Annotated in this window: 12 protein-coding genes; 7 read left to right on the top strand and 5 right to left on the bottom strand. The window is 73.9% G+C overall.

Annotated features, from left to right (window positions below; genetic code table 11):
• Positions 1-266: 266 nt before the first annotated feature.
• The 4 genes from ACQRUO_RS07890 to ACQRUO_RS07905 are packed head-to-tail and all read left to right on the top strand — an operon-like array spanning position 267 to position 13,490.
• On the top strand, positions 267-1,526 hold the full coding sequence (locus ACQRUO_RS07890; RefSeq protein ID WP_428315017.1) for an MFS transporter: 1,260 nt from the start codon (positions 267-269) through the stop codon (positions 1,524-1,526).
• Positions 1,523-8,149 (top strand): amino acid adenylation domain-containing protein, encoded by a 6,627-nt coding sequence (locus ACQRUO_RS07895; RefSeq protein ID WP_428315018.1) that lies wholly within the window; start codon positions 1,523-1,525, stop codon positions 8,147-8,149. Before ACQRUO_RS07890 ends, ACQRUO_RS07895 begins: the two co-directional genes overlap by 4 nt.
• Positions 8,146-12,678 carry a beta-ketoacyl synthase N-terminal-like domain-containing protein gene (locus ACQRUO_RS07900; RefSeq protein WP_428315019.1) on the top strand — a complete coding sequence of 1,511 codons (4,533 nt, stop codon included), beginning with the start codon at positions 8,146-8,148 and terminating at the stop codon, positions 12,676-12,678. Before ACQRUO_RS07895 ends, ACQRUO_RS07900 begins: the two co-directional genes overlap by 4 nt.
• Before the next feature lie 32 nt (positions 12,679-12,710).
• The gene (locus ACQRUO_RS07905) at positions 12,711-13,490 is read left to right on the top strand and encodes a formyltransferase family protein (protein ID WP_428315020.1); all 780 of its coding nucleotides are present in this window, start codon (positions 12,711-12,713) and stop codon (positions 13,488-13,490) included.
• A gap of 64 nt (positions 13,491-13,554) precedes the next feature.
• On the opposite strand, the gene ACQRUO_RS07910 is transcribed toward ACQRUO_RS07905, so the two are convergent.
• The 4 genes from ACQRUO_RS07910 to ACQRUO_RS07925 all read right to left on the bottom strand — a co-directional run bounded on the left by ACQRUO_RS07910 (position 13,555) and on the right by ACQRUO_RS07925 (position 17,377).
• A complete protein-coding gene (locus ACQRUO_RS07910; protein WP_428315021.1) occupies positions 13,555-14,352 on the bottom strand; it encodes a GntR family transcriptional regulator in 798 nt (265 codons plus the stop codon).
• Positions 14,353-14,370: 18 nt separating this feature from the next.
• Positions 14,371-15,360 (bottom strand): SDR family oxidoreductase, encoded by a 990-nt coding sequence (locus ACQRUO_RS07915; protein ID WP_428315022.1) that lies wholly within the window; start codon positions 15,358-15,360, stop codon positions 14,371-14,373.
• A 16-nt stretch (positions 15,361-15,376) separates the two neighbouring features.
• On the bottom strand, positions 15,377-16,483 hold the full coding sequence (locus ACQRUO_RS07920; RefSeq protein ID WP_428315023.1) for an alpha/beta hydrolase family protein: 1,107 nt from the start codon (positions 16,481-16,483) through the stop codon (positions 15,377-15,379).
• A gap of 201 nt (positions 16,484-16,684) precedes the next feature.
• The gene (locus ACQRUO_RS07925) at positions 16,685-17,377 is read right to left on the bottom strand and encodes a hypothetical protein (RefSeq protein ID WP_428315024.1); all 693 of its coding nucleotides are present in this window, start codon (positions 17,375-17,377) and stop codon (positions 16,685-16,687) included.
• Positions 17,378-17,695: 318 nt separating this feature from the next.
• On the opposite strand from ACQRUO_RS07925, the gene ACQRUO_RS07930 reads away from it, so the two are divergent.
• Together ACQRUO_RS07930 and ACQRUO_RS07935 are read left to right on the top strand one after the other, a co-directional pair.
• On the top strand, positions 17,696-17,923 hold the full coding sequence (locus tag ACQRUO_RS07930; RefSeq protein WP_428315025.1) for a hypothetical protein: 228 nt from the start codon (positions 17,696-17,698) through the stop codon (positions 17,921-17,923).
• Positions 17,920-20,055, top strand: coding sequence for a glycosyltransferase (locus tag ACQRUO_RS07935; RefSeq protein WP_428315026.1), 2,136 nt, complete (start codon positions 17,920-17,922; stop codon positions 20,053-20,055). Before ACQRUO_RS07930 ends, ACQRUO_RS07935 begins: the two co-directional genes overlap by 4 nt.
• Here ACQRUO_RS07935 and ACQRUO_RS07940 read toward each other — a convergent pair.
• Positions 20,001-21,503, bottom strand: coding sequence for an acyltransferase family protein (locus ACQRUO_RS07940; RefSeq protein WP_428315027.1), 1,503 nt, complete (start codon positions 21,501-21,503; stop codon positions 20,001-20,003). The genes ACQRUO_RS07935 and ACQRUO_RS07940 overlap by 55 nt on opposite strands.
• Before the next feature lie 214 nt (positions 21,504-21,717).
• Here ACQRUO_RS07940 and ACQRUO_RS07945 point away from each other — a divergent pair, with 214 nt between their 5' ends.
• Positions 21,718-22,476: a G1 family glutamic endopeptidase gene (locus ACQRUO_RS07945; RefSeq protein ID WP_428315028.1), complete on the top strand. Its 759-nt coding sequence runs from the start codon at positions 21,718-21,720 to the stop codon at positions 22,474-22,476.
• Positions 22,477-22,572 lie beyond the last annotated feature (96 nt).

The following is a 22,572-nucleotide window of genomic DNA, read 5'->3' on the forward strand; positions in this document are numbered from 1 at the left end:
AATTCGGGCCCAACGGCGATCCGCAGGCTGTCAGCGGCCGCTGAGCACCGTCAAGGACGACCCCGAACTCTGTCACCTGGCACCCGGTCCGGGGGCGTAAGTGACAAGGTCTGGGCACGGTTTCGGCTGGTCGGCGCGGTGCCTCGTAGGCTCCCGGACCGGATGGACCAGCCATCGTCCACGGACATTCGACGCGGAATCACAAATTCGACGCGGCATCACAAAGCGGGAGAGCCGGCACCTTGAACTCTCGAACGAGCTCCTTCTTGACCTCGCAATTCTTCTCGACCATGGGCGACGTGCTCACCGTCACCGCGGTGCCGTTCGGCGTCGGCGTGGAGACCGGGAAGATCTCGTACACCGTGGTGTTCTGGCTGGTGCCGGCCTTCGCGGTGCTGGGCGCGAGCCTGCTCGGCAAGCGGGTGAGCCACCGGATGGCCACCGCCCGGGTGGACTACGCGAAGCTGCTGCTGGCGATCGCCGTCATGGAGGTCGGCATCTCGCTGCTCGCCCTGAGGTTCCACGGGCGACTGGCCACGCTGGTGATCTCGGTGCTCTTCGTGTCGCTCTACGCCTTCGCGAAGGAGGGCATCCCGCGGCTGCTCTACCAGGTGGCGATGTACCGCTACTTCGTCCGCTCCGAGGAGTACGGGCAGCTGGCCGGGCGCAAGGCCGGGCTGGACGTGCTGGCGGCGCTGACCGCCACACTGCTCGCCTCGCTGGTCGTGGACGCCGACACCTGGCGCTACGTACTGCTCTTCGACGCGCTGACCTTCGTCGGACTGGCCCTGACCCTCTGGCTGGCGGGCCAGGACCCGGCGCCCGAGCCGGCACCCGCCACGCCTGCGCCGGCCGCCACGGCCGGCCGGCCCGCCGTGACCGGCCGGCCCACCGTGACCGCGCCGCTCTCCGCGATCGCCCGGTCCGGGCCGCTCGCGGTGCTGATCGCCGTCCCGCTGTTCCACGGGGTCAACGCGTCCTTCGTCAACTACCTGCCGCTGATCAACCCCCGGCTCGGCCTGCTCGCGGCCGGCGCCAGCATCACGCTGCTCGCCGTGCTGCGTGCCCCGGGCATGGTGCTCGGCCTGGCCTACAACCGGCTCAGCCGGCGGATCCCGCCGCAGCTGTGGGTGCTGGCGCTGCCGGTGGTCTACGTGGTCGCGACGGCACTCTTCCTGTGGGCGCCGAGCCTCTGGTCGGTCGGCGGCGTGCTGCTGCTCGGCGGCCTGAACACCGGCGTCTACGCCCCCTCGGACGCGGTGATCCGCAACGGGATCCCGACCGAGCACCTGGTCGGCTTCAACGTGATCGTGCTCCGCTGGCTGGGCGTCTTCCAGGCGCTGGCCTGCACCGCCGCGCTGACCGTCTTCAACACCCGCGGCGTGGACCTCGGCTGGCTGGCCGTCATCGTCGCCGCCTCGGTGGTGGGCGCGCTGCTGCTCCCGCTGATCCACGCCAAGCACCCGGTTCTCGCCGCCCCGCGCGCCGAGCCGGCCAAGCCCTCGATGGAGGTGACCCCGGCATGACCGGCACCCTGCAGACCAGCACACCGCAGACCGGCACCCTGCAGACCGGCACCGACGCCGCCCGGGCCGCGCGGATGGCCCGCCTGGCCGCGCAGCGGACCCGGCTCGCGGCCGCGAACAGCGCAAGCGTCGTCCCGGTGGTGGCGCGGGGGGCGGGTGTCGAGCACCCGGTCTCCTTCGCGCAGGAGCGGCTCTGGTTCCTGGACCGCCTGGGCACCGGCGGCTCCTCCTACAACGTGCCGTGGGCGCTCCGCCTCACCGGCGAACTCGACGTGAACCGACTGGGCGAGGCCCTGAACGCCCTGGTCACCCGCCACGAGATCCTGCGCACCCGCTACACCGACACCCCCGACGGCTGCCGCCAGATCATCGACGAGCCCGGCACCCCCCTGCCCCTGCCGGTCATCGACGTGACCGACGAGCACACGATGGAGAGCGCCGCGCGCAGCTTCCTCGCCCTGCCCTTCGACCTCCAGGCCGCACCCCCCGTCCGCGCCCAGCTCCTACGCCTCACCGCAGCCGAGCACCTCCTGCTGCTGAGCATCCACCACATCGCCTTCGACGGCTGGTCCCTCGGCATCCTCGCCGACGAGCTCCGCCACCTGCTCACCGGCCGGCAGCTCGAACCCCTCACCGTCCAGTACCTCGACTACGCCACCTGGCAACGCACCCGCCCCGACCAGAACGACGACCTCACCTGGTGGACCACCACCCTCACCGGCGTCGAACAACTCCACCTCCCCCTCGACCACCCCCGCCCAGCAGTCCAACAACACCACGGCCACACCGTCGACTTCCACATCGACCCCACCACCGCCCAACTCCTGCGCACCCACGCCCAACAACACGCCGCCACCCCCTTCATGGCCCTACTCACCGCCTTCGCAGTCCTGTTGAACCGCTACAGCGGCCAACACGACCTCTGCATCGGCACCCCCGTCGCCAACCGCGACCACACCGACCTCCACCACACCCTCGGCCTCTTCGTCGACACCATCGCCCTCCGCCTCAACCTCCAACACCACCCCGACTACACCACCCTCCTCACCCACACCCGCACCACCGTCCTCAACGCCCTCACCCACCAGAACACCCCCTTCGAACGCATCGTCGAAGAACTCAACCCCACCCGCGACCTCAGCCACCACCCCCTCTTCCAGGTGCTCTTCAACATGACGAGCGCCGGACGGTCCGACTGGGAGGCGGGCGGACTGACGGCCACCACGGTCGACCTGAACCACGGCCAGTCCAAGTACGACCTGGCCGTGACCGTCGCCGACACCGAGGACGGCGGCTACACCGGCACCTGGCAGTACGACACCAGCCTCTTCGACCCGGCCACCGCGCACGCCATGGCCCGCCACTTCACGCAGCTCGTCCGCACCCTCGTCGACCAGCCCACCACCCCGGTCGCCGAGCTCCCGCTGCTCACCCCGGCCGAGCTTGCCGAGCTCGCCGCCGCCTGGCAGGGCAGCCCTGCCGAGGACGAGCGTGAGAGCGAGGCCGTTCCCGTCCACGAGCTGATTCTCCGTCAGGCCATGCTCGCTCCTGACGCGCCGGCCCTCGCCCAGGGGGAACGAGTCGTCAGTTACCGGGAGTTGGCCGACCGATCGGCAGCCATCGCCGCCCGGCTGCCCGCCGGGCAGCTCATCGGCCTCTGCACCGACCGCGGCCCCGAGATGATCACCGCCCTGCTCGCCACCCTGCGCGCCGGCAGCGCCTACGTCCCCCTCGACCCCGAACTCCCCGCCACCCGCCTGCGCCACATGATCCAGGACGCCGGCATCACCACCATCCTCACCGACGCCGGCACCCCACCGACCAACCTCCACCAGGCCATCGGCGACCTGCCGATCCACCTCCTCGACCTCGCCGACACCGACACCACTGCCGACACAGACACCGACGCCGCGGCGCCCGCCCCCTCGCCGCAGACCACCCCCGACGACCTCTGCTACGTCATCTACACCTCCGGCTCCACCGGCCTGCCCAAGGGCGTCGCCGTCCACCACCGCAACCTCGCCCACTACGCCACCGCCATGCTGGCCGTCCTACGCCACGAGACGGCCGGCGAGGCGACCGGCGAGGCAGTCGACCACGAAGCCCCGCTGCACTTCGCCACGGTCTCCACCCTCGCCGCCGACCTGGGCAACACCAGCATCTTCCCCGCGCTGATCAGCGGCGGCTGCGTCCACGTCCTCGACTACGACACGGCCACCAGCCCGCACCGGTTCGCCGCCTACCTGCGCAACCACCCGATCGACGTGCTGAAGATCGTGCCCTCGCACTTCGAGGTGCTCTACCGCGGCTGCGCGGACCCGGCGCAGGCCGTCCCCCGGCGGGCCCTGGTCTTCGGCGGCGAGGCACTGCCGGTGCGCTTGGTGGACGACATCGCCGCGCAGGCCCCCGAGTGCCGGGTCATCAACCACTACGGCCCGACCGAGACCTGCGTGGGCTCGCTGGTGCTGCCGGTCCACACGCTGCCGCGCGACCGGTTCCCGCACCTGCACACCGTGCCCATCGGGCGCCCGCTCGGCTCGACCACGGTCGCCGTCCTGGACGGCGCCGGGCAGCCGGTGCCGTTCGGTGTGCCGGGCGTGCTGCACATCGGCGGCCCGGGCGTGGCCCGGGGCTACCTCAACCGGCCGGAGCTGACCGCGGAGCGCTTCGTCGAGTGGCCCGACCCCACGGGCGTCCCCACCCGGTACTTCCGCACCGGGGATCTGGTGCGGACCCTGCCCGGCGGCTGGCTCGACTTCCTGGGTCGCGACGACCACCAGGTCAAGATCCGTGGCCACCGGGTCGAGCTGGGCGAGGTCGAGGCCGCCGTGGCGAACGGTCCGGGGGTGCGCCAGGCCGTGGTGCGGCCGGTCCGGAGCGGCGGCGAGGCCGTCACCGCGCTCGCCGCGTACGTCGTCGCCGAGCCGGACTTCGAGCCGGGCGCCCTGCTCGCGCTGCTGCGCACCGCGCTGCCGGACCACATGGTGCCGGCCACGGTGACCGTCGTGCCCGAGGTGCCGCGCACCCTCAACGGCAAGATCGACTTCAGCCGGCTGCCGGAGCCGACCGGCACCGGCATGGCCCCCACCGACCCGGCCGGGACCGCGCCGACCACCGAGACCGAGTCCCGGCTGCTGGACCTGTGGTCCGCGGTGCTCCAGCGCCCGGTCACCGACATGGCGCAGAACCTGTTCGACGCCGGCGGCCACTCGCTGCTGCTGATGCGCTTCGTCGCACGGGTGAAGAGCGACCTCGGCCACGACCTCTCGCTGCGCGACTGCTTCGCCCGCCCGACCCTCCGGGCCCTGGCCGAGTTGCTCGACCGCGCCGGCGCACCGCAGTCCGCCACGGCCGTGCCGGTGGTGGCGCGAGGGGCGGGTGTCGAGCACCCAGTCTCCTTCGCGCAGGAGCGGCTCTGGTTCCTGGACCGCCTGGGCACCGGTGGCTCCTCCTACAACGTGCCGTGGGCACTACGCCTCACCGGCGACCTCGACGTGAACCGACTCGGCGAAGCCCTGAACGCCCTGGTCACCCGCCACGAGATCCTGCGCACCCGCTACACCGACACCCCCGACGGCTGCCGCCAGATCATCGACGAGCCCGGCACCCCCCTGCCCCTGCCGGTCATCGACGTGACCGACGAACACGCGATGGAGAGCACCGCGCGCAGCTTCCTCACCCTGCCCTTCGACCTCCAAGCCGCACCGCCCGTCCGCGCCCAGCTCCTACGCCTCACCGCAGACGAGCACCTCCTGCTGCTGAGCGTCCACCACATCGCCTTCGACGGCTGGTCCCTCGGCATCCTCGCCGAAGAGCTCCACCACCTGCTCACCGGCCGCCAGCTCGAACCCCTCACCGTCCAGTACCTCGACTACGCCGCATGGCAACGCACCCGCCCCGACCAGAACGACGACCTCACCTGGTGGACCACCACCCTCACCGGCGTCGAACAACTCCACCTCCCCCTCGACCACCCCCGCCCAGCAGTCCAACAACACCACGGCCACACCGTCGACTTCCACATCGACCCCACCACCGCCCAACTCCTCCGCACCCACGCCCAACAACACGCCGCCACCCCCTTCATGGCCCTACTCACCGCCTTCGCAGTCCTGTTGAACCGCTACAGCGGCCAACACGACCTCTGCATCGGCACCCCCGTCGCCAACCGCGACCACACCGACCTCCACCACACCCTCGGCCTCTTCGTCGACACCATCGCCCTCCGCCTCAACCTCCAACACCACCCCGACTACACCACCCTCCTCACCCACACCCGCACCACCGTCCTCAACGCCCTCACCCACCAGAACACCCCCTTCGAACGCATCGTCGAAGAACTCAACCCCACCCGCGACCTCAGCCACCACCCCCTCTTCCAGGTGATGTTCAGCATGGCCATCGCCGACACCCGGGAGACCGCGTGGGAGGTCGACGGCCTGACCGCCACCTCGGTCGACCTCGACCACGGCCAGTCCAAGTACGACCTGGCGGTGTCCGTCGCCGACGCCGAGGACGGCGGCTACACCGGCACCTGGCAGTACGACACCAGCCTCTTCGACCCGGCCACCGCGCACACCATGGCCCGCCAGTTCGCCCGACTGGTGCGCGCGTTGGTGGAGCAGCCCGACCAGGCGGTGAGCCGGGCGTCCTTCCTCTCCCCGGCCGAGCTGGACGAGCTGACGACGGCCTGGCAGGGCGCGCCGGCCGAGCCCGCAGGGGCGACGGTCCACGAGCTGATCCTGCGCCAAGCCGCCCTGACCCCCGACGCACCGGCTCTCACCCAGGGCGAACGCACCGTCAGCTACCGCGAGTTGGCGGAGCACTCGGCGGCCCTGGCGGCCCGGCTGCCCGCCGGCGGGCGGATCGGGATCAGCACGGCCCGCAGCCCCGAGATGATCGTCGCCCTGCTCGCCACCCTGCGCGCCGGCAGCGCCTACGTCCCACTCGACCCCGAACTCCCCGCCACCCGCCTGCGCCACATGATCCAGGACGCCGGCATCACCACCGTCATCACCGACACCCCCACCCCACCGCCCCACCTCCACCAGGCCATCGGCGACCGGCCGATCCACCTCCTCAACCTCGCCGACACCGACACCGCTGCCGACGCCAACGCCGAAACCGCTGCCGCAACGCCCGCCTCCTCGCCGCAGACCACCCCCGACGACCTCTGCTACGTCATCTACACCTCCGGCTCCACCGGCCTGCCCAAGGGCGTCGCCGTCCACCACGCCGGCGTGGTCAACTACGTCCAGTGGGCGGCCCGTTCCTACGGGCTGGCGCCGGGCACGACGGCCCTGCTGCACTCGCCGCTCGCCTTCGACCTGACAGTGACCACCGCGCTCGCTCCCCTGGTCGCCGGGGCCTGTGTCAGGCTGGTCGCCACGGACGGCGTCGAAGGCCTGGTCGCGGCGCTGCGGGAGAGCACCGAGCCGTACCAGCTGGTCAAGCTGACCCCCGCACACCTGCGCCTGCTCAACACCGAGCTGGCCGACGAACTGGCCCGCCGCCCGCTCGCCGACTGCCTGGTGGTCGGCGGCGAGGCCCTCGACCACGCGACCGCCGCGCCCTGGCTGACCTGGACGCGGGTGGTCAACGAGTACGGTCCGACCGAGACCGTGGTCGGCTGCACCGTCTTCGAGCTCGGCGCGGCAGCCGGCACCACCGAACCCCTGGGCACCGAGGTGCCGATCGGCGCGCCGATCGCGAACACCACCAACCACGTACTGGACGAGCACCTCCGCCCGGTCCCGTACGGCGTGGTCGGCGAGCTCTGCGTCGGCGGCGCCGGCGTCACCCGCGGCTACCTGAACCAACCCGCGCTCACCGCCGCGAAGTTCGTGCCGGACCCGTTCACGCCCGGCGGCGGCCGGCTCTACCGCACCGGCGACCTGGTGGTCCGCCGCCGCGACGGGGTGCTGGAGTACCGCGGCCGTAACGACGGCCAGGTCAAGATCCGCGGCCACCGGGTGGAACTCGGCGAGGTCGAGGACACGCTGCGCCGGCTGCCCGGCGTCGCGGACGCCTGCGCGGTGCGCCTGCGCCAGGACGGCTTCGACGGCCTGGTGGCCTACCTGGTGCCGCACGAGGGGCACCAGCCGCAGGCCGGCGAGCTGCGCGAGCTGCTGCGGGCCGCGCTGCCGGCGCCCATGGTGCCGGACCGCTACCGCCTCCTCGCCAGGCTGCCGCTGACCACCAACGGCAAGGTGGACCGGCGGGCCCTGCCCACCGACTTCGCCCCGGTCACCCCGGTCGACCCGGCGGCGGCACCGGCGCCCGTGGTCGGGGAGGTCGAGCAGCGCATCCACCAGGCCTGGGCGCAGGTGCTGGGGCGGGAGCGGATCGGGCGCCTGGAGAACTTCTTCGACGTCGGCGGGCACTCGCTGCTGCTGGTGGCGCTGCACGCCCGGCTGACCGAGCAGTTCGGCCCCCGCCTGCGGCTGCTCGACCTGTTCCGCCACCCGACGATCGCCGCGCTGGCCAGGTTCGTCGACGCCCCACCGCAGGAGAACACCCCATCGCAGGCAACGGGCCCGGCCACCCGGCCGGCCCGCACCACCGACCGCGCCGCCCGCAGCGGCGCACTGGCCAGGATCCGTGCAAGGAGGCAGGGCGCATGAGCGAGCTGGACATCGCGATCGTCGGCATGGCCGGCCGGTTCCCCGGGGCAGCCGACGTCGACGCCTTCTGGGCGAACGTGCTGGCCGGGCGGAACTGCACCACCCGGTTCGAGCGGGACGAGCTGCTCGCCGCCGGCTACCCGGCCGAGCAGATCGACCGGCCCGGCTTCGCCGCGGCCCGGGGCGTGCTGGCCGAGGCCGACCGCTTCGACGCGGCCTTCTTCGGCTACTCGCCGGTGGAGGCGCGCTCCATCGACCCGCAGCAGCGGATCTTCCTGGAGGTCGCCTGGCACGCCCTGGAGCAGGCCGGCCACGCGCCGGACCGGACCACCGTCCCGGTCGGCGTCTTCGCCAGCGTCAGTTCCAACACCTACCTCTCCCAGGTGCTGGGCGGCGCCGCGGGCACCCGGGACTGGAAGGACGGGATGCTGCTGGCCACCGGTAACCAGGGCGACTTCCTGAGCACCCGGGTGTCGTACAAGCTCGACCTGACCGGCCCCAGCATGACGGTCCAGACCGCCTGCTCCAGCTCGCTGGTCGCCGTGCACCTGGCCTGCCAGAGCCTGCTGGCCGGCGAGTGCGACCTCGCGCTCTCCGGCGGCGCGGCGGTGCGCTTCCCGCAGGTCGGCGGGCAGCAGCACGTGGCGGGCGGGGTCTACTCGCCCGACGGCACCTGCCGGGCGTACACCGACGAGGCCGAGGGCGTGTTCAGCGGCAACGGCGTGGCGGTGGTGGTGCTGAAGCGGCTGGCGGACGCGCTCGACGCGGGCGACCGGATCCACGCCGTGATCAAGGCGACCTCGATCAACAACGACGGCCGCGACAAGATCGGCTTCACCGCGCCCAGCGAGCACGGCCAGGCGGCCGCCATCACCACGGCGCTGGAACTCGCCGACATCTCGCCGACGGAGGTCGGCTACCTCGAGGGCCACGGCACCGGCACCCCGCTCGGCGACCGGATCGAGATCGCCGCGCTGCGCACCGTGTACGGCGAGAGCGAGGGCGACGGCGAGCCCTGGTGCGCGCTCGGCTCGGTCAAGAGCAACCTCGGCCACCTGGACGCGGCCGCCGGCGTGACCGGCCTGATCAAGGCCGCGCTCGCGGTCGAACACGGTGTCATCCCCCCGCAGTTGTACGTGGGCGAGCCGAACCCCGAGCTGACCGAGGGCGGCCGGTCGCCGTTCTACCTGACCGGCGAGGCCCGGCCCTGGCCGCTGCCCCGGCGGGTCGCCGCCGTCAGCTCCTTCGGCCTGGGCGGCACCAACGCCCACGCGATCCTGGCCCAGGCGCCCGACCCGACCGTGGCGCCCACGGCCGACCCGGCCGACCTGGCCGGCTACGTCCTGGCCCCGCTCTCCGCCGACACCCCGGCCTCGCTGGACGCCATGGTCGCGGACCTGGCCGACCACCTCGACCGGCAGCCCGCCCCGGCGGCCGCGCTCGCCGACCTCTCCGCCACGCTGATCGACGGGCGCTCGCTGCGCCCGCGGCGCGCGGTGGCCCTCGGCCGCACCGGCGAGGAGCTGGCCCGGACGCTGCGCGAGCGGTCCGCCGACCGGTTCGTGACCGCGGAGTGCGACGAGCAGGACGCGGGCGTGGTCTTCATGTACGCCGGCGGCGGCAGCCAGTACCCGGGGATGGCCCGCCGGCTGCTCGCCACCGACCCGCTGTTCCGGGCCCAGCTCGAGGAGTGCCGCGGCGCCCTGGCCCGGACGGCCGGCGTCGACCTGGTCGCGGACGTGCTGGACGCGGCGCCCGACCTGGCCGCCGAGCGGCTCGCCGATCCGGTGCTCGGGCTCAGCACGGTCTTCCTGGTCCAGGTGGCGCTGGCCCGGACCTTCGTCGCGCGCGGCGTCCGCCCGTCCTGGCAGATCGGACACAGCCTCGGCGAGTACACCGCGGCCGTGATCGGCGGGAGCCTCAGCCTGGCGGACGGGCTGCAGCTGGTGGTCCGCCGGGCCCGGCTGCTGGCCCGGATCAAGGGCGGCATGCTCAGCGTGCAGGCCACCGCCGAGCAGCTGCGCGCCTCCGGCTGCCTCGCCCAGGTCTCGCTGGCGGCCGTGAACGGGCCGCAGAACTGCACCCTCTCCGGCGACCGCACCGCGCTGGCGGCGGTGGCCGAGCAGCTGGCCGCCGAGGGCATCGAGTGCCGCCCGGTGCACATCGACACGCCCGGCCACTCCGACCTGCTGGCGCCGGTCCTGGCGGAGTTCCGGGCGGAGGTGGCGCGGATCCGCTTCGCCCCGCCGGTGCTGCCCTGGATGTCCAACCTCACCGGCCGCCTGGTCACCGCCGAGGAGGTGGCCGACCCCGACTACTGGGTGCGCCACCTCAGCGAGACCGTCCGGTTCGACGAGGGCGTCCGCGGCCTGCTGGACCTGGGGGCCGTCAACTTCCTGGAACTGGGCGCCGGCCGCACCCTGGGCGGCTTCGTCCGCGCCGTCGCGGAGGGCCATCCGGCGGGGCCGCGGCCGGTGCGCACCTTCGCCTCGCTGCGGCACGTCAAGGAGCAGCTCGACGACCCGGCCGTGCTGGCCCGCTGCTTCGCGGAGCTGTACTGCGCCGGTGTGCCGCTGGACCCGCACCTGCTGTACGGCCGGACGGCGTTCCGCAAGGCGGCGCTGCCGGGCTACCGGTTCGCCCGGGTCCGGCACTGGGCCGGCCCGGCGGCGGGCGGCGGTGCGGCCACCGGCCCGGAGGCGGCGGTGGCCGCGCTGGCCGACCCCGCGCAGTGGTACACCGCGCCGAGCTGGTCCCGGCTGCCCGCGCTGCGCGCCGCCCGGAGCAGCGGGGCGGTGCGGCTGGTGCACCGGCTCGGCGGGCCGCACGGCGCGCTGGGCGACGCCCGGACACTCACCGACCTGGCCGAGCTGGCTGAGCTGGCTGAGCTGGCTGAGCTGGCCGAGCTGACCGGGACCGCAGGCTCGGGCGAGGTGGAGTTGGTGCTGACCGCCCTCGGCAGCGGCTCCGGGCAGCCCTGGGAGCTGCCCGCCGCGGTGGCCACCGCGGTCTCGGCGGCGGTCGAGGCGGTCGGCGTCCGGCGGTTGACGGTCACCCTGGTCACCACCGGTGCGGCCGCCGTCGAGGACGGCGAGCAGGTGGCGCCCGACCGGGCGGCTGCGGTCGCCGCGCTGCGGGTGCTCGGCCAGGAGAGCCCGGGGCTGCGCTGGCAGGTGGTCGACGTGCTGCCCGACGCCGAGCCGGCGGGCTGGCTGGCCGAGCTCGCCGAGCCCGCCGAGCAGACGGTCCGCGCCGTCCGCGGGCGCGGGCGCTGGCTGCGCACCCTGGTGCCCGCCGGGGTCGGCGGCGAGCGCGCCCCGCTGCGCCGGTTCCGCCCGGGCGGCACGTACGTCTTCACCGGCGGCATCGGGCGGTTCAGCCTGCACGTCGCCCGGCAGCTGTGCGCCGAGTACGGCGCCCGGGTGGTGCTGGCCACCCGGCGCGGGCGACCCGAGCGCGGCCCGGACGGGTACCCGGGTCTGGACCCGCTGACCTCCGCCGCGCTGGACGCCCTGCTCGCCGAGCACCCGGAGGCGGTCGAGGTCGTCCGCTGCGACGCGACCGACAGCGCCGCGCTCGGCGCCCTGTTCGACCGGTTGACGGCCGCCGGGCAGGCGCCGGCCGGCGTCTTCCACGCCGCCGCGGTCACCACCGGTGCCTCCATCCGCTCGCTCGGCGCGGCGCTGACGGCGGCGCACTTCGCGGAGCAGCTGCGGCCCAAGCTGCTGGGCGCCCAGGCCCTCGACGCGGCGCTGCGCGGGCGGGAGTTCGACTTCTGCCTGACCTTCTCCTCGAACGCCGCCTGGTTCGGCGGCCCCGGGCTCGCCGCCTACGCGGCGGCCAACGCGGCCGTCGAGGCCTTCTGCGAGCAGCGCTGGGCGGCCGGCGACGACCGCTGGCTCGCCGCCACCTGGGACGGCTGGCGGCTGGCCGGCGAACCCGAGCGGCAGGTCCGCACCCCGCTGGACCGGTTCGCGCTGACCGGCGAGCAGGCCCTGGCCGCGGTGGCGGCCGTGGTCGGGCAGGCCGGACTGCCGGTGACGGTGGTCTCCCGGGCCGAGGTGCACCAGCGCCACGCGGTCTGGGTGCAGGGGCCGGCCACCGGGGCACCGGCCGGGGCTGCGGCCACGGACCCGGACGCCGTGGCGGCCGACCCGGCGGAGCCCGCGGCGGACGAACCGGCCGCGCCGGCGCCCGCCTACCGCGACGACCTGGAGGCGGAGATCGCGGAGCTGTGGCGCACGGTGCTCGGCACCCCCGTGGTCCGCCGCGACGACGGCTTCTTCCGGCTCGGCGGCCACTCGCTGATGGGCCTGCGGCTGGCCAGCCGGATCACCGACCGGTTCGGCGTCGACTTCCGCTACCCCCAGCTCTTCGAGCTCGACACCGTGGCCAAGCTGGCCGACTGGCTGCGCGAGCGCCGGCCGGCCACCGGTCCCGACACCGCCGAGCCCAGCGCAGCCCCGGCCCCGACCCCCCTCAAGCAGCGCAGCCGGACGCTCTCCGAGCTGCTCCAGTCCGTCAGGTAACACCCCCCCACGCCCCTCCCGGAGGAACCCCCATGCCCACCCCGACGCACACCCAGCCCGACGACGCCGCCCGCCGCATGGCGATCCCCGGCTGCACGGCTCCGGCCGAGCTGCGCTTCGCCTACCTCAACCTCAAGGACCACCCGCGCGGCGTGCTGATGCTCCAGCTGCTGCTGGCCGCCGGCTACCGGCCGGCGCTGGTGATCGACGAGGAGTCCACGCTGGCCGAGCAGGGCCGCACCGCCCAGCTGACCGAGCTGACCAAGGTCGCCGGCTTCCGCCCGGCGCCGAGCACCGCGGCGCTCTGCGCCGAGTACGGCATCCGCCACGTCACGGTGGCCGACCACAACGCCCCCGAGGTCGGGCAGCTGCTCCGGGAGGCCGGGGCGGACGTCGGCGTGCTCGGCGACACCCGGATCCTGCGCGACCACGTCATCGCGTCCGCGCCGCACGGGATCATCAACGTGCACCCGGGCTTCCTGCCGGAGGTGCGCGGCAACCACCCGTACATCTGGTCGGTCATCCACAACCTGCCGCAGGGGGCCACCGCCCACCTGATCGACGCCGGGGTGGACCGCGGGCCGATCCTGGTCAGCCGGCGGCTCGAGCCGGCGCCGGGCACCGGCCTGCCGCAGCTGATCCACCGGCTCAACGAGCTGTGCGGGGAGGTCCTGGTCGAGGCGCTGAACGAGATCGTGGCCGGGCGGGCGGTGGCCACCCCGCAGCCGGACGACCGGCGCCTGACCTTCCGGGAGGCCCACCCGGAGATCCGCCGCCTGGCCGGCGAGCTGCTGCTCAACCGGGCCGCCTGACCGACTGGCCCGCCCCGACCCCACCGGACCGCTGAGCCGGCCGCGCACCCCTGGCGCGGCCGGCTCAGCCGTTGTGGTCGCGGTAGCGCAGCACGAAGCGCATCGCATCGCCCTTGATCCGCCGGCGGACGTAGAGCACCGGCTCCCCGTCCGCCCGGCCGCTGACCCCCTCGCGGACCAGCAGCGGCGCCCCGACCGGGACGCCGAGCAGCTCGGCGTCCACGAGGTCGGCCGCGACCGCGCTGAACGCCCGCCAGTCGTACTCCAGCCGGATGCCGGTGGCCCGGGTGAAGGCGACCAGCAGATTCCCGGCCTCACCTGTCGCGGCGGTCCCGGCCGCCGGCAGTTCGCCCGCCAGCAGCTCGTTCGGCAGCAGTCCCGTCGGCAGCCAGTAGCTGCTGACGGCGGCGTCCGTGGCCCCCACCGGGATCAGCGTCTCGATCCGGGTCAGCTCCGCGGCCTCCCGGCCGAGGTGCTGCGCGGCCTCCCGGCCCCACAGGCCGGTGTCGCCGGGCTGGACGGCCACGATGCGCTCGCCCGGATGGTCGGTACTGCCGACCGGCCGGGCGTGCTGCACGCTGCCGAGGTCGAGCTGCTGGCGGCGCGGGTCGACGGCGACCGAGAGCCGGATCGGCGGCCGGCGCACGAAGGTGCCGACGCCGCGCCGGATCTCCACCGCCGCCGCACGCTCCAGCTCGGCGACCGCCTGACGGATCGTGAGCCGGTTGACCTCGAACTCGGCACACAGCTCCGGCTCGCTGGGCAGCCGGGCACCGGGCGGGAACTCACCGGCGTCGATGCGCTCTTGGAGCCGCCAGGCGATCCGGAGGTACCGCGGCGTGCCGCTTCGGTAGGAGGCCACGTCCCCGATCCTACGGACTCAGCGGTAGTCCTCCGCCGAGCCCTCCTTCCCGGCGAACCTGACCTCCTCGAAGTACGCCCAGGCGTCCGGCCGGCTGCCGTCCACGTCCCGCACGTCGTAGGCCCGGGCGAGCTCCGCGCTGGAGGTGGACTTTCCGTTCCAGCGGTTCGCCCGGTCGGGGTCGGCGGCGAGTGCCGCGACGGCGCGGGCCAGGTAGTACGGCGACTCGGCGATGGCGAAGTCCGGGTCCTGGGCGACGGCGTCGCGCCAGTTCCGCTCGCTGACGCCGAAGTGCGCGAGCATCTGCTCCGAGCGCAGGAATCCCGGCGTCACGGCGACCGCCGTGCCCCCGAACTCCGCCAGCTCCTCGCCCAGCCCGAAGGCGATCCGGATCGGGGCGTTCTTCGCCAGGTCGTAGTACAGGTTCTCGCGGTACCGGCGGTTGGAGACCGCCGTGCCGTCGGTGACCTCCACGTGCAGCGGCGCCGCCGACCGCACCAGGAGCGGCAGCGCGAGCGCCGCGGTGATCAGGTGCGACCGCACCCCGAGGTCCAGGATCCGCAGGCCGACGTCGAGTGGCGTCTGCCAGCTCTTCCTGCCGAAGACGGAGTCCATGAGCAGGTGCTCGCCGCCCCAGAGGTCGTTGACGAGGATGTCGAGCCGCCCCTGCTCACGATCGATCCGCTCGACGAGGGCCCGCACCTGCTCCTCCGCCAGGTGGTCGGTGGGCACCGCGATCCCGGTGCCCCCGGCCGCCGTCACCAGTTCCGCGGTCTCCTCGATGGTCTCCGTGCGCCGGCCCACCTCGCTGACCCGCTCCCGGGTGGTGCGGCCGGTGACGTAGACGGTGGCCCCGCCGCGCCCGAGCTCGACGGCGAGCGCCCGCCCGGCCCCGCGGGTCGCCCCGGCGACGAGCGCGACCCGCCCGCCGAGCGGGCACCCACCCTGGTCCGTGTGCTGCGTGTCCGTGTCCTGCGTGTCCCTGCCCGTGTCCGTGTTCTGGTCCATGCCACCAGAGTGCCCGCTACCCGGTGATGTACCCGATCTCGGGGTAGCGCGGCGAGGCACCCCAGAGCAGCTGCCCGGCGTCATGGCGGCCGCGCAGTTGGAGGTCGAAGAAGGCCCGCACGGTCGCCCGCACGGCGGCCACCGCCCGGTCGGCGGGGATCGTGCCGACCGGCAGTGCCTGGCGCACCGGCGCGGGGAGCTGCGGTGCGATGGCCACGATGTCGATGAAGGACTCGTGGCCCGCGTCCGCGAGCCGCAGGCAGCGGTGCCAGTCGCTCAGCTGCGCCCAGAACGGCGCCCAGGTCGGGTCCTGCTTCAGCCCGTCGTGGACCGCCGTGTCCAGCAGCAGGAACGGCCGGTCGAGACCGCGCTCGACCACCGGACCGTACAGTGCGCCGTCCAGGTTGACGCCGGCCCGCACCCGCTCGTCCAGGTCCATCACGTAGGCCGCCGCGGCGCCGCCCCGGGAGTGCCCGAAGGCGCCGACCCGCTCGAGGTCCAGCGCCCCGCGCAGCCCGTGCGGCAGCGGACGCCCCTCGGCGTCGGGGTTGCCGCCCCGCTCCAGCACGGTCAACTGGTCCAGGACGAACCGCAGATCGGCGGCCCGCAGCGCGACCGCGGCGACCTTGGCCGCGTCGCTCGGCCCGTCGGGGCGGGCGACCACCACTCGGCCGTCCGGGAACTCCACCTCGCCCGAGTCGTAGGGATGGTCGAGCGCGGCCACCACGTAGCCCCAGGAGGCCAGTTCCTCGATGACCAGCGTGTTGAAGGTGCGGTCCGACGTGAAGCCCGGCGAGTGGAGCAGCACCGGCCGGCGGCCCGGCCGGACCGGCGCGCGGTCCGCACTGTGGGTGGTCGGGAACGCGTAGCCATCCACCGCTCCCCCGAAGCGCGCCTTCAGCGCCCGCTCGGCCCCGGCCGGCAGCCAGGGCAGCAGCGCGCGGTCACATACCTCGGCGGCCGGATACGTCACGGTCACCATCACCTCGCGCGCCTGTCCCGACCAGGGATCGGTCCGCGCCGGGTCGACCAGGTGCAGCTCCACCGCCCCCACCGGCAGCGGCCCGCTCGGCCCGTCCAGCCGGAGTTGCACGGGATCCGCCGCCACCGCAGGTGTCGACACCGACAGCGGAACGGCAGCCGCGGCGGCCACGGCGAGGCCACCGGCTATGAGGGAACGGCGATTCGGGCGTACGGGAGGCACTGCGCTCCTTCCGTGGCCGGACCCGATGTGCTCGGTGAAACGGTAAAGGGGACACCATCATCCGGCCTGATCATCGTCAAGTTCCTGTAACCCTAGATCATTTGCCACCGGGACGACAGATCATTTGCCGGCCTGGACCCTCGCGCTCGTGGTGACGAAGTAGGACTCCTGGTCCTCGAGACCGCGCTCGGTCTGCTCGCCGATGTACAGGTCGAGGTGCTTGGCGTCGTCGCAGCCGATGCTGCACAGGTCGTCCACCTGCCAGTTCGCGGACTTGACCCGCGCGCAGGTGTCGGGCGAGAGCCCCTGCCCGCAGTCGAGGACGTGGATCCGCGTGCCCGGTGCCAGGTGGTTGGCGGCGACGGACTGCCAGGGCACGAGCGGGTTGTCGTGGGAGCCGACGGGTGGCCGGCTGGTCGAGAAGTAGCAGTGCCGGGTGAAGTCCCAGCCCAGGTAGTCCCCGTGGACGGTCCGGCCGTAGCCCTCCAGGGCGACGCGGTCGAGGTAGTCGCCGGGATGGTCGTCCGACAGGCTCCGGCCGTCGCAGCCCTGGTCGCGGATGCTGCGCCGGGGGCCGTGGAAGAACGACTCGCCGGGCGTGTAGTACACCGTGAGGGTGAAGCCGTCCTGGGTCGGCGGATTGACGCCCGGGAGGTCGATGGTGGTGAGCCGGTGGTGGAGTTGCAGGCCCGTGCCGAGCAGGGCGAAGGCCAGCGCCAGGCCGCAGGCCAGGCGGGCCGCTGCTCGGCCGCGCCCGGCCCGCGGCCGCGGTGCGGGTGGTCCTTGCGGGATGGGCTCCTGCGACGCGGGCATCGGCGGGTCCAGTTCGTCCGGGTCCGGGGTGGTGGCCGGCTGAGTCGCCGGCGGGCTGAACCGCCGGTGGGGCGAGTCGCCGGCGCGACCCGGCGGCCAGCGGTGGGCAGCGGCGGGCAGCGGCGGGCAGACGGCGCGATGCTAACGATCGGCGGGGCCCGGAAGTCGACATCGGTCTCCCGAACGGCCGACCCTGTCACCGTCAGGTTGACCCGTTCGCCGTATCCCCCGTCGCCTCACGGGGATCCGGCTCGTTCCTCCGGGGGAACGCCCGCGCCCCTGGCAGGAGCACACGTGACCTTCCCGGCATCCGGTGGCATGACCGACACCCTCGTGGGTCCCTCATCCGTCGACCCGACCAGTGCGGCGTCGTCCGTGTTCGACGATCCACGCGGCCTGCGCCGCGCGGTCGTGACCGCCACGGGCGTGCTGGTGTACCTGGGCTGCCTGGGCCTCCTCGCGGTCGCCGGCGCCGTCCTGTACACCGACCCGCACGCACCGGCAGCCGGGCCGGTCGGGGTCGGCAGCACGAGCGGGCTGCGATGAGGGTCCTCACGCCCCGCGGGCACTGGTGGGTCCTGGCGAGCGTCCTGACGGTGTTCCTGCTGGCCCTGTTCCTGGCCACCTCGGTCATCCGCGGCGTGGGCGCGGCCGGCACCACCGAGAGCCCGGGACCGGACGACCTCGTGCCGGGGTCCGTGTCCGGCGGCGGCCCCGTGGTCGACGCCCGGGGCGGCACGCCCGTCAGCTCCGGCGTGCGCCCGGGAACGGTCGCGTTGACCTTCGACGACGGCCCGGACCCCACCTGGACCCCGCAGATCCTGCGACTGCTGGCCGCCGAGCAGGTCCCGGGGACGTTCTTCGTGATCGGCGAGCACGTGGCCGAACACCCCGACCTGGTCCGCGCGGAGACGGCTGCGGGCCACGAGGTGGGCCTGCACACCTTCACCCACACCGACCTGGCCACCGCACCGACCTGGCGGGTGCAGCTGGAACTCGCCGCCGGTCGCGCCGTGCTGGCCGGGGCCACCGGCCGGAGCACCACGCTGCTGCGGCCGCCCTACTCCTCCACGCCCGATGCCGTCAGCAACCGGGACTGGCAGGCGATCCGGCGCACCGGAGCCCTCGGCTACCTCACCGTGCTGTCCACCCAGGACAGCCTCGACTGGGAGGGCGGCAGGGTCGAGGACATCGTGCGCCAGGCCGTGCCGGCCCCGGGGCAGGGGGCCGTCGTCCTGATGCACGACGGCGGCGGCGACCGCTCCCGCACCGTCGCCGCCCTGGGGCAGTTCATCGACACGCTCAAGGCCCGCGGGTACCGCTTCACCACCCTCAGCCAGGCGGTCGGCCTGCCACCCCAGAGCAGCCCGGCCCCGCGGCTCGACCGCTGGTACGGCACCGCGCTGATCGCCGTGCTCCAGGCCGCCTTCGCCGTGCCCACCGCGACCGCCTGGCTGCTGGCCGCGGTGGCGGGGCTCACCGCCGTCCGCCTGCTGCTGCTCGCCGCCGCCGCGGCCGCGCACCGCCGGCGCACCGGCGCCGGGGCACCGGCCTCCACGGAGCTGCCCGTCTCGGTCGTGGTCCCCGCGTACAACGAGCAGGAGACCATCGCCGCCTGCGTGCGCGCCCTGCTGGCGGGCGGCTGCCCCGACATCGACGTGGTCGTCGTCGACGACGGCTCGGTCGACGGCACCACGGCGGCCGCCGCGGCCGTGGACGACCCCCGGGTCCGTGTCCTCACCCAGCCCAACCAGGGCAAACCCGCCGCCCTGAACGCCGGCATCGCCCACGCCGCACACGACGTGATCCTGATGGTCGACGCCGACACCGTGCTCGCCCCCGGCGCCGTGGCCCGCCTGGCCGCCGCCTTCGCGGACCCCTCGGTCGGCGCGGTCGCCGGCAACACCAAGGTCGCCAACCGGACCGGACTGCTGCCGCTCTGGCAGCACCTCGAGTACGTCATGAGCTTCGGCCTGGAACGCCGCCTGTTCGACCTGTTCGGCGCCAGTCCCACGGTGCCGGGAGCGATCGGCGCGTTCCGCCGGTCGGCCCTCGAGTCCTGCGGCGGCATCAGCGCCGACACCATCGCCGAGGACACCGACATCGCCATGGCCCTGTGCCGGGCCGGCTGGCGCGTCGTCTACCGCGGCGACGCCCACGCCTCCACCCATGTCCCCACTACCGTACGGGAGTTGTGGCACCAGCGTTACCGCTGGGCCTACGGCACCCTGCAGTCGATCTGGAAGCACCGGCAGGCCGTCGCCGAGCGCGGCACCGCCGGCCGGCTGGGCCGCCGCACCCTCCCCTACCTGCTGCTCTTCCAACTCGCCCTCCCGCTCGCCGCGCCCCTGCTGGACGCCGCCGCCCTCTACGGGCTCGCCTTCGGCGTCAGCCCCGCCCCCGGCTACACCTGGGCCGCGTTCAGCCTCGCCCAACTCGCCCTCGCCGCCTACGCGCTGCGCCAGGACCGGGAGAGCCTGCGCCACCTGTGGCTCGTGCCCCTCCAGCAGACCGTCTACCGCACGGCCCTGTGCCTGGTCACCATCCACGCCCTGGCCAGCGCCGCGCTGGGGGCCGGCCCGCAGTGGCGCAACCGCACGAGCACGACGGACCAGGCGGAGCGTCACACCCGGATGTACCACCCGCGCGACACGAGCAGCCTGGCGAGCGGCACGTAGCAGACCAACAGCCAGAGCAGCGCCCACACCACGCTCGCCAGCGGGGCGGGCAGCCACGAGGCGAGGCCGACCTCGGCGCCCACGCTCCACACCGACCCCGCTGCGCCGTGGTGGCGGACCGGGAGGTAGTCGAGGGTGTCGGTGACGAGCTCGGACAGCACGTAGAAGAACAGCGGGTTGCGGCCCAGGGCCACCAGCGTGTCGCCGCAGGGGGTCCGGCGCCACCACCCCCCGTCGAACGCCAGCAGCACCGCGCCGAAGCCGGCGGCCATGATCCCGGTGGTCACCAGGGCGTACGAAGGGGTCCACAACTGCTTGCCGATCGGAATGACCTGACCTAGCGTCAGACCAGCCGCGATGCCCACCACGCCGGCGGCGATCAGCAGCGACGCCCGCCGGCGGACGCCACCGGTCGTCCGGTAGCGCCGCCGGTTGCGGACCAGGTCCATGCCGACGACGAGACCCGCCCAGCAGTTGACCACGGCCACCAGCGTCGACGGGAGGCCTTCCGGGTCGAACACGGCGCCGTTGAAGTTGTGCCGGACGCCCCACAGGCTCGTGTCGACGTAGGCCTCGAGCGAACAGTCCCGCACCAGGCCGTGGACGCCGGCGCACTCGGGCCACGGACTGTGGAAGGAGTACGTCGCCACGATCCACAGGACGACGCACCCGAGCGGGAAGCCGCCCAGCAGGAACGCCCGGACCGACGTCCGGATCGACACCCGGAGAGCCCGGGGGCGCACGCCGACCGGCAGCATCGACCAGGCGCAGGTGACGTACAGCAGCGACACCACCAGGTACACGACGCCGAGTCGCTGCAGCACGCCGACGAACCGCAGCTGCGCCAGGACCTCGGGCAGGAACGGGTACGCGTTGAGGAACATGCCGATCGCGTACAGCAGGGCGGCCCGGCGCGCGATGCGCAGCAGCTGGGGCCTGCGGGTCGGTCCGCCCACCGCCCCCTCGGCCGGCGGCCGCAGGAAGGCCGACATGGACACCGGCACCGCCATCCCCATGATGAACAGGAACCCGGGAGCGACCAGGTCGGCGACCGTCAGCCCGAACCCGTCCGCGTGCAGCAGGGCGGGAGCCGCGAGCTCCGCCACCTGGCTGCCGATGAGGATGCGCAGGGCGACGAGGCACCCGCGAAACGCGTCCAACGCCGTGAGGCGTCGGCGATCGGGCGGGGCCGGCGGCCCCGCCGCGACCGCGACGGCCACCGACGGTGCAGCGGACGCGCCTCCAGCGCCCTCGGTCAACCGACCCATGCACACCTCACCCTCAGACCGGGCTCCGCGCGGGGCGCACCCGGAGCGTCCCTGCGCGGGTACCGGGGACGTCGTCGCCCCGTCCAACGACCGGACGATCACCCTGGACACCGCCACCGCCACCGCGCACCGCCACGGGCGGGCCGGCCCCGGCCGTGCCGGACCGGCGTGGTTCGCCATTCACCCTTGTGGCTCAGTGAATTCGTCCATACGCTTTCGAACTGCCGCCCGACGGCGCAGTTCCGCGCACCAGGAGTTCCGCGCGTCCGCACGTTGCATGGCCGCGCCTCCGCACCGCCGCGTTTCCGCACGCCGCACCGCCGCGTCTCCGCACCGCGTACGACCCCCACGCCGAACCGCCCCCACCCGCACCGCGACAAGCTGGAGAACCCCCATGACGCTCCACGCACGCCGCACCAAGACCGCCCTGGCCGCGCTGGCACCGGCGCTGCTCGCGCTGGCGCTCGCCGCCGCCGCTCCGGCGAACGCCACCCCGGCGACCGGCGCCGGCCAGGCGTTCCCGCACTTCGACCACCACCTCGACCACCACGCACGCACCCACAGCAACCAGATCTGGGGCGGCTACGCCGTCACCGGCGGGACCTACACGTCGGTCAGCGGGAGTTGGAACGTCCCGGCGCTCGACTGCTCGACCGCCCGCACCAGCGCGGTCTCGCCGTGGATCGGCATCGACGGCTGGAGCTCGGACACCGTCGAGCAGATCGGCTTCGACCAGGACTGCACCAGGGGCGTCCCCGGCTACCACCCGTGGGTCGAGATGTACCCGGCGAACTCGATCTACTTCACCGAGACCGTCGTGCCCGGGGACCGGATCACCGCCTCCGTCACGGTCAGCGGAACCACCTTCACCCTCACCGAGTCCGACACCACCCAGGGCTGGTCCAAGACCTACCGGAAGACCGGCAGCGACCAACTCTCCTCCGCCGAGGCGATCGTCGAGGACCTCGGCAGCAGCATCCCGCCGGTCGCCCGGTTCGACCCGATCGACTTCACCGGCGTGACCGTCGACGGCAGCCCGCTCGCCGACGCCGGCACCGTCAACCCCACCGACATCGAGCGCGGCAGCACGCCGCTCACCCAGAACTCCCCCCTGAGCGGAGGGGACTTCAGCCTCGGCTGGCTGCACGCCTGATCCGAAGTTGTCTGATCAAGTTCGCCCAACAGTCTTCCGCAGGACAGCAACGACGCGTATCCATGTCCCGTTCACGGCACACCGCCCCGGCACACC

Source organism: Kitasatospora sp. LaBMicrA B282 (assembly GCF_050325825.1).
Lineage (GTDB): Bacteria > Actinomycetota > Actinomycetes > Streptomycetales > Streptomycetaceae > Kitasatospora.